Annotated in this window: 3 protein-coding genes and 1 pseudogene; 3 read left to right on the top strand and 1 reads right to left on the bottom strand. The window is 64.3% G+C overall.

Features of this window, described 5'->3' with window-relative positions:
• Nucleotides 1–259: 259 nt before the first annotated feature.
• From ABIV12_RS03820 to ABIV12_RS03830, 3 genes are all read left to right on the top strand, one after another.
• The gene (locus ABIV12_RS03820; RefSeq protein ID WP_348056400.1) at nucleotides 260–958 is read left to right on the top strand and encodes a hypothetical protein; all 699 of its coding nucleotides are present in this window, start codon (nucleotides 260–262) and stop codon (nucleotides 956–958) included.
• Nucleotides 955–2,445 (top strand): hypothetical protein, encoded by a 1,491-nt coding sequence (locus ABIV12_RS03825; RefSeq protein ID WP_348056402.1) that lies wholly within the window; start codon nucleotides 955–957, stop codon nucleotides 2,443–2,445. The genes ABIV12_RS03820 and ABIV12_RS03825 overlap by 4 nt, the downstream gene beginning before the upstream one ends.
• A 386-nt stretch (nucleotides 2,446–2,831) precedes the next feature.
• Nucleotides 2,832–3,536 (top strand): EAL domain-containing protein, encoded by a 705-nt coding sequence (locus tag ABIV12_RS03830; protein WP_348056404.1) that lies wholly within the window; start codon nucleotides 2,832–2,834, stop codon nucleotides 3,534–3,536.
• 67 nt (nucleotides 3,537–3,603) lie between these two features.
• Here ABIV12_RS03830 and ABIV12_RS03835 read toward each other — a convergent pair.
• Nucleotides 3,604–5,422, bottom strand: a pseudogene (locus ABIV12_RS03835) (hypothetical protein); the annotation flags it as partial.

The following is a 5,422-nucleotide window of genomic DNA, read 5'->3' on the forward strand; positions in this document are numbered from 1 at the left end:
CCGGGCGCGTGGCGCAATGCCCTCGCAGCGGCACGCGAGCTCGCTGGGGAGCGCACCGTGCCGGCCGAACTCACCGTCGCACCGGTGGCGCACAGCCGCGGCTGAAGCCGCCGAACCATGACGGAAGCCTGACGGAAGGTGATTGGAAGGCGTTTCGCATGGACCCTGGCGACGATCTGTCGTGAAGTGCGCGGCGATTCCACGCGACGGTATCCGCGGCCACGTCGCGCCGGCGCCCCTCCCAGAAAGGAAACGATCCATGACATCACTCCGGAGACCCATCCTCGCCCTGCTCGCGCTCGCCGCGACCTCGGCGAGTGCGTCGACGACCTCACGCCCGGGCAACCTCGCGCTGGCGGCGGCCATCCCGGCCAGCACGCCGTTCGATCGCGTCTTCGCCTGCGGTCTTGACGCGGTGCGTGGCACCGATCCGGTGACCGTCTACACCGACCGCACCGCGTTTCTTGCCGCGATCGCACCGGGCTACGCCGAGCACGACTTCAACGAGATCGAGCAAGGCACGAGCCAGCCGATCAACTACACCGACGGCAGCGACGCCTGGCACTACACGATCTTCACTGGCGCGTTTGCAACCCATCCGCTCTACAACGGCGTGGGCTACATCTCGACCGACCGCGTCGATGATCCGGTTTCCGTCCTCACCACGATCGACGACCCGCCGTTCACTGCGATCGGCGCGAACGTGTGGACGTCGGATTTCTCGCTGCAGCCGACGTCGGGTCAGGTCGTGGTCACGGTGCTGATGCAGGACGGCACCATCGGCACGACCGAAACCGTCGACTCGACAGGGCCGGACGACTTCCGCGGTTTCGTCGCGAATGCACCGATCGCGGGCATCTTCGTCGATGCGCCCGAAATCGACCCGCCCGTCGTCGGCGAATCGCCCGATCGCTGGCCGACGCTCGACAACCTCGTCATCGGGAGTGCCGCACCGTGACCACATCGAACCGCCTCCGTTTCAACACATGCACGCTGCGCCGCATCGCGTTCGTCGCCACCTTCGCTTGCGTGGGCGTCATGCACGCCGCGCACGCAGACATCGGCATCACCGGCGCGAGCACGCCGACCAGTTACGCGCGCGGTCGCATCAACAGCTATCTGCTCGACCTGCACATGGTCTCCGACGCATTCGCCGGCGTCGATGCACTGACCTTCCAGTTGCCCGAGAACGTGACGCTGTCTGCCGTGCGCAAGCGCAACACGTTCTCGTTCTGCTCGGACGTCCATCCGCTCGTCGACGGCATGGGCACGACCAACGGCGGTTGGTACCAGCTCGGCTGGCCGGTGCTCGATGGTTGCGGAAGTCTCTCCGGTTCACCCGATCCCGGCGAGGAACAGATCGTGATCGTCGACGTCGACGTGCCGGCCGACTACACCGGCGATCTGCCTGTGGTCGTCAACGTGCTCGGCGATGGCAACGGCGATCCGCCGAACGAGGCAAGCCTGACGCTGACCCTGAGCGACGAAGGCGCACCGACACAGCCCATCGCTGCACTACCAGCCAAACTCGCAGTCGCGCTCGATGCCGGCATCCAGCGCAGCGAAACGCTCGTCATCCGCAACAGCGGTGCCGGCACCTTGAGCTACGCGGTCACAACCGCCAACAGCGACGGCGTGACACCACCCGACTGTGGCACGCAGGCCGCGCAACCGTGGCTCACGATCGGGTCGGTGAACGGTACCGTCGCAGCCGGCCAGCATGACGACGTCACGCTCACGTTCGATGCGGGCACTGTCGCGACAGGCGACTACACGGCGGCACTGTGCGTCGCAACCAATGACGCTGCACACCCGATGCATGCGATCCCGCTTGTCTTCCAGGTGGAAGCGACGTCATGTGCTGCGACCGACCGACTGTTCGCCAACGGGTTCGACGATGCCAGCGACGGTGCGTGCGGACGCGCGCTGCGCACGTTCGACAACCGCGACGCGTTTGTCGCCGCGGTCGCACCCGGCTACGAAACAAATGCGTTCACTGCACTGCGCACCGGCTATGTGCACGGACCGTTGTTGTTTGGCGGCACATTTACCTATGCGGTCAGCGCCGCTCCGCAACACGACATCGGTGACTTCTACCTGTTCGACGGAGCCGGCGAACTCTCGACCGTGTCCGCGAGCGAAACGTCGACACTCACGATCACGTTCACCGGCGCGCCCGTCACCGCAATCGGTGGCAATGTCTGGGGTCAGATGTACCTGGACCTGACCAGCGTCGACATGAACCTGCAGCCGCCGACGACGATCCGCATCGAACTCGGTGACGGCGCAATCGAGACATTCACCTCCACGAGTCAGCAGGATTTCCGCGGCTTCGTCGCAACGCAACCGATTCACAGCTTGACCGTGAGCGCACCCGAAGCGAACGTTGACGGAAATTTTGTATGGGGCGTGTTCGACAATCTGGTGGTGGGACGTGGACGCTGACAGAGACTTGTTGGCTGCATCGCCGGCTTTTTAGCCACTCCCGTCCGAGTGGAGAGGCCGCAGGCGATCCGGAAGCGCAATCTGGATCGGGCTGGTTCCATTTTTCTACGAAGGCCAACGAGCAAGTCTGGTTATCCGCATCGCCTGGCACGGGGGTTCCGTCTCAGTCGATCCGCTTTCCGCACTCGGCATCAGCAAACACCGGTCGGTGCGCGGTTGCGTGTAAGGTGGCACCTCATCTCTCGCTGCAAGAGTCACAGCGCAGATGCAGACGAGGCGGAATGGACGAGAAACGACCCACCACTGCCGTACCTCCCGAAGACAATGACGGCGCGCGCGGATGCGTGCGGTGTCGGGATACGCCGGATCTTGATTTCGAGATCCGCATGGCTTTTCAGCCCATCGTGGATCTCTCGGCACAGGACGTGTTCGCTTACGAGGCGCTCGTCCGGTTTGCGGGCGGCGACAACGCTGCGGAGGTGCTTCGCCGCGTGCAGCCCGAGCAGCTCTATCGCTTCGACCAGAGGTGTCGAGTCGTCGCCATCGAGACCGCGGCAGCGCTCGACATGCGTGAGCGCCTCTCGATCAACTTCCTGCCGCAGGCCGTCTACGAGCCTGCAGCTTGTATCCGGCTGACGCTGGAAGCGGCGGTCCGCGCGGGATTTTCGACCGAGAAGCTGATCTTCGAGTTCACCGAAAACGAACCGATCCGTGATCCCGCCCACACACTCGATATCGTCCGCTACTACCGGACGCGGCACATGATGACCGCGTTCGACGACTTCGGCGCAGGTTACGCCGGGCTGGGACTTCTCGTCGATTTCCAACCGGACCTCGTCAAGCTCGACATGCATCTCATTCGCGGGATCGAGGCAAGTGTGCCCCGTCAGCACGTGGTTGCAGCGGTTGTCGGCCTCTGCGAAAAACTATCGGTTCGCGTTGTCGCCGAAGGCGTGGAGACGGCGGACGAACTCGACGTGCTGGCGACACTCGGCATCTCGCTGTTCCAGGGCTACTACGTCGCGCGGCCGCAACTGGAAGCGCTTCCGACGATCAACCCAGCGGTGTGGCACGTGCGCACGCGACCTTGAATCGTCCTGCCCGTCGGGGAGTCAGCCATGCCGGCTGAGGGCATGTCGCGATATCGCTTTCGCCGCCCTACTCCTCGTCTTTGTTTCCATTCTCGTCGCTGGGCAATGCAGCGGGCATCCTCAGTGGCGGCAATGCCAATGTGTCATGTCCCTTCGCCTTCAACTTCGCGTTGAACGTCGCCAGGTCTTTCGACTGCACCATCTCCCATCGGGCCATCGCCTCATTCGCTTGAGCGCGCGCCTGCACACACGCCGCAATCTGCGCCGCAGTTGGCGCGGTGTCTGCAGCCTGCAACGCCAGCGATGCACTCAAGGCGGCATCGCTCACGTCATTCAACGTCGATGGAGGATGCGCGCCGCCGCGATCTTTCGCTTCCTCACGCGCCTCGCCATGCAACTCGTCTGGCGCGATCGCATCGAGCGCGGTCTTGAGCGACTCTGCTTCTTTGCTCTGAACCGGCCCGAGCTTCGCAACCGCCACTCCCAGATCATGTGCCTGCGCGTAGGCCATGCGCGTGGTGCGCGCCAGCCCATACATCTCCAGTGACAACTTGGTGTTTTCCCGCAACGCCGCGGCTGGTGTCTTGACGCGCGGATCGAGGCGCACGGTGAGCGGTTGCGTCAGCGTCTTCCCCCCAGCAGTGAGACGTACGGTGTAATCGCCGGGTGGAGCCCATGGCGAACTCGGTGGCGGCGAGCTGCGATGGGGCACTGCGATTTCAATTGGCTGGCGCTCCGTCGCCAAGGGTTGGTAGCGCAGGTTCCAGCTGATGCGATGCATGCCGGCGCTGGTCGGCACCGACTTGATGCGCGAGGGCCAGTAGAGCGGCACGGAGCAGTCGGGCGACTCCGGTGAGGCCTGACACGTCTTGTCGTATGCGGCGCGGTCCACTGCCGGATCCGGGTCGCGCGTGAGTTCGCTCGTGTAGGTGCGCACGACCGCGTTGTCGGCATCGAGGATGTCGATGGTGACGGGGCCGGCCACGCCTGACGCGAGAAAGTAGTCGATGATCGCGCCGTTGGGTGGGTTTTCGCCGGCGGGAAGTTCCGGTGCCCACGGCGTGGGATCGTTCGTTGCCATGCGGATCCGCGTCGCCGGTTGCGGCTTGAACAGATAGGCGTCTTGCGCACCGCGCGCTTCGGCCGCCTGCCGCAGTGGAGTCACGTTGTCGAGGATGTAGAAGCCGCGACCGTGTGTGGCTGCGACGAGGTCGGAACACTGACAGGTGCTGTCGTCTTTGACTTGCAGATCGCGCACCGAGACTGCGGGCATGTCCAGCCGCAGTGACTGCCACTGATCGCCATCATCGAACGACACCCACACCTGCGTGTCGGTGGAGGCGTACAGCAAACCGGGCTTGCGTGGATCTTCACGGATGGAATTCGCAACCGCGCCGGGCGCGATGCCGCGATTGATCCCGGTCCAGGTCTTGCCGCCATCATGCGTGCGCCAGAAATGCGGATTCATGTCGTCGATGCGCATCGTGTTCGCGGCGGCATACGCGGTGGCCGAGTCGAAATGTCCGGCATCGATGTTGAAGATGCGCGCCCACGGCTTGATCGCCGGCGGCGTCATGTTGGTCCACTTCGCACCGCCATCGCGGGTCATCTGGATGTTGCCGTCATCGGTTCCGGCCCACAGCACGTTCACGTCGCGCGGCGATGCAGAGAGCGCGGTGATGCTGCCTGCGGCTTTTGGCTTCACCTCTTTCGCGTACGCGCCGGCAGTTGCCGGGATCGCCCACGTCGATCGCGCGAGATCGGGACTGATGCGTGTCCAGCTGTGCGCGTGGTCCGTCGACTTCCACACCACGTTGGATGTGTAGAACAACACCGTCGGATCCACCGGCGACCACAGCATCGGCATCGTGCGCACGTTGCGACCG

Source organism: Dokdonella sp. (assembly GCF_039926425.1).
Classification (GTDB): domain Bacteria; phylum Pseudomonadota; class Gammaproteobacteria; order Xanthomonadales; family Rhodanobacteraceae; genus Dokdonella_A.